Genomic DNA, 2,668 nt, shown 5'->3' on the forward strand with positions numbered 1-2,668 from the left:
GTAAGGGATCCATGAACACCACATTCAAAGCCGACAGTTGATCCCTGAAGCTGTGCTCCCGATTTCTCTCTGGAGCCAGCACGTCATGATGCGACCCGACACCAAAGTCGAAAAGGTATACCTTTACCCCAAACCGGTGGACTTCCGAAAATCCATCGACGGTCTGGCCGCCCTGGTCGAACTAGATATCAAGGTGGCCGTGTTCGACCCTGTGCTGTTCGTTTTTCTTAATCGGCCCCGTAATCGAGTGAAAATCCTTTATTGGGAGCGCAACGGCTTCTGCCTTTGGCTCAAGCGCCTCGAATCCGAACGTTTTAAAACATCTCCCGATATCACCGACGACGCCATCGTGCTGACGGTTCAGGAGCTGAACTGGCTACTCGACGGCTTTGATCTGTGGCGCAACCGTCCACATCAGGTTTTGACCCCGCGATTCGTGGCTTGATTGGGTATAATCCGTGGCATGATTTCCATGCCCGACACCCTTCCCGATGACCCGGCTGTGCTCAAGCAATTAATTGCTCAGATGCAGTCCAAGGTCGTTCATCTTGAAGAGCAGAATGCGCTGCTGCGCCAGCGCTTGTTTGGTCGCAAGTCAGAACAAACGACTGATCCGGCAACACCGCAATTAGTATTGTTCAACGAAGCCGAAAGCGTCGCTGAACCTGTTGCCGAAGACGTTGATGAAGAAGCCGTCGCGCCGACTAAGCGCCGTGGTAAACGCAAGCCGCTGCCTGCGGATTTGCCACGCATCGAAGTTATCCACGAACTCCCCGAGCACGAACTGACCTGCACCTGTGGCTGCCGCAAACACACCATCGGTGAAGAAGTCAGCGAGCAGCTCGAAATCGTGCCGATGCAGATCCGCGTGATCAAACACATTCGCAAGGTTTACGGTTGCCGCGGTTGTGAAACCGCCCCGGTCACCGCCGACAAGCCGGCGCAGCTGATCGAAAAGAGTATGGCCAGCCCCAGTGTTTTAGCGATGCTGCTGACCACCAAATACGTTGATGGCCTGCCACTGCACCGCTTCGAAAAAGTGCTGAGCCGTCATGGTATCGACATCTCGCGTCAAACCCTGGCCCGCTGGGTGATCCAGTGCGGCGAACATCTGCAACCGCTGCTCAATCTGATGCGTGATCGGCTACTGGAAAGTCGCGTGATCCACTGCGACGAAACCCGCGTGCAGGTGCTGAAAGAACCGGATCGAGAGGCGACCAGCCAATCCTGGATGTGGGTGCAAACCGGCGGCCCACCCGGCAAACCAGTGATCCTGTTCGACTACTCGACCAGCCGTGCGCAGGAAGTGCCTTCGCGTCTGCTGGAAAGTTATTGCGGCTATTTGATGACCGACGATTACGCCGGTTACAACGCCGTGGCCGTACAACCAGGTATCGAGCGTATGGGCTGCTGGGCGCATGCTCGACGCAAGTTTGTTGAAGCGCAGAAAGTGCAACCGAAAGGCAAGACTGGGCGGGCCGATATCGCGCTGAACTTGATCAACAAGTTGTACGGAATCGAGCGTGACCTGAAAGACGCCAGCGACGAGCAGCGCCACCAAGGTCGTCAGCAAGACAGCCTGCCGATCCTTGCGCAACTGCACGGCTGGCTGGAGAAAACCCAGCCGCAAGTGACCGCGCAAAACGCACTGGGCAAAGCCGTCGGTTATCTGGCCAGCAACTGGAACAAACTCAAACGTTATGTCGAGGCGGGTCACCTGCCGATCGACAACAATCCGGCAGAAAGAGCGATAAGGCCTTTTGTCATTGGGCGCAAGGCCTGGCTGTTTAGCGACACGCCCAAGGGCGCCGTTGCCAGCGCTCAAATCTATAGCCTAGTCGAGACCGCCAAAGCCAACAGTCAGGAGCCCTATGCGTGGCTGCGCCACGTGCTGGAGCGACTGCCGCATGCGCAGTCGGTGGCGGACTATGAAGCGCTGCTGCCGTGGAACTGCTCGCGAGAGTTACCACGTCAAGCCTGAACCTATCCCAGGGTGGGTCATGCCGAGGCTCTCTTGGGATGTCCTTTGTTGTACCGCCAAATACGCCAAACACGTAATAGACTCGGGACATTTTTTGGGGCTGCCTCCCCTGGAAAACTAGAAAGTCCTGAGCCCGATACAAAAAAAGTCCTACCCCCGGTACAGGACCAAAGGGGCTCAAATGAGGACAGAAAGAACAGAATCCTGCATTTCCGTGGCATTAAATGGCAATTCTGTGGCACAGAAATGGTGCTAAATAGTCCGATTCCATTCAGTCGGTATAAGAATGCCAAGGCCAGGCCATTTCAGTGGCACAGAATCGCCAGGTAATGGCTATTCAATGGTGCAAAATTTGGGTTCCGCGCCTAGCAGCCTCTGGCCCCTGGTGAGTTACGGGTAGAAAACCTTGGCATGGAGGATCGACTGACAGTAATGCTGCGCAGGTTTCATCCTCAGTTGGGGAAGGTTATCGACGAAAAGCACGGGTCAAATACCGCGAGATTGATGTCCGACTTGACCAGAGCAGGTAGGCCGTCGATGGATTTTCAGAAGTCGACGGTTTGGGCTAGAGATTTTTGAATTTTGCATCGAGGTCGCATCATGGCGGATGGGCGCCAGCAAGAAATCGGGAGCACAGCATCCGGGATTAGCTAAACGATTTGAATGTTGGGTTAATGGAGCAGTTAC

The 2,668-nt window shown here is 55.1% G+C and carries 2 protein-coding genes; both read left to right on the forward strand.

Annotated features, from left to right (window positions below; translation table 11 throughout):
- Positions 1-85 precede the first annotated feature (85 nt).
- A complete protein-coding gene (gene tnpB / locus MJ643_RS30200; protein WP_024086151.1) occupies positions 86-445 on the forward strand; it encodes an IS66 family insertion sequence element accessory protein TnpB in 360 nt (119 codons plus the stop codon).
- Between the two features lie 18 nt (positions 446-463).
- Entirely contained in the window at positions 464-1,981 is a 1,518-nt protein-coding gene (locus MJ643_RS30205) for an IS66 family transposase (RefSeq protein WP_024086152.1), read from the forward strand.
- The last annotated feature ends 687 nt before the right edge of the window (positions 1,982-2,668 follow it).

The organism is Pseudomonas sp. PNPG3 (assembly GCF_023093815.1).
Classification (GTDB): domain Bacteria; phylum Pseudomonadota; class Gammaproteobacteria; order Pseudomonadales; family Pseudomonadaceae; genus Aquipseudomonas; species Aquipseudomonas asiatica.

Excerpts from the sequence above, each read along its gene's own strand:
- MJ643_RS30205 (WP_024086152.1), top strand. The coding sequence starts at position 464 with ATGATTTCCATGCCCGACACCCTTCCCGATGACCCGGCTGTGCTCAAG.
- tnpB (WP_024086151.1), top strand. The coding sequence starts at position 86 with ATGATGCGACCCGACACCAAAGTCGAAAAGGTATACCTTTACCCCAAA.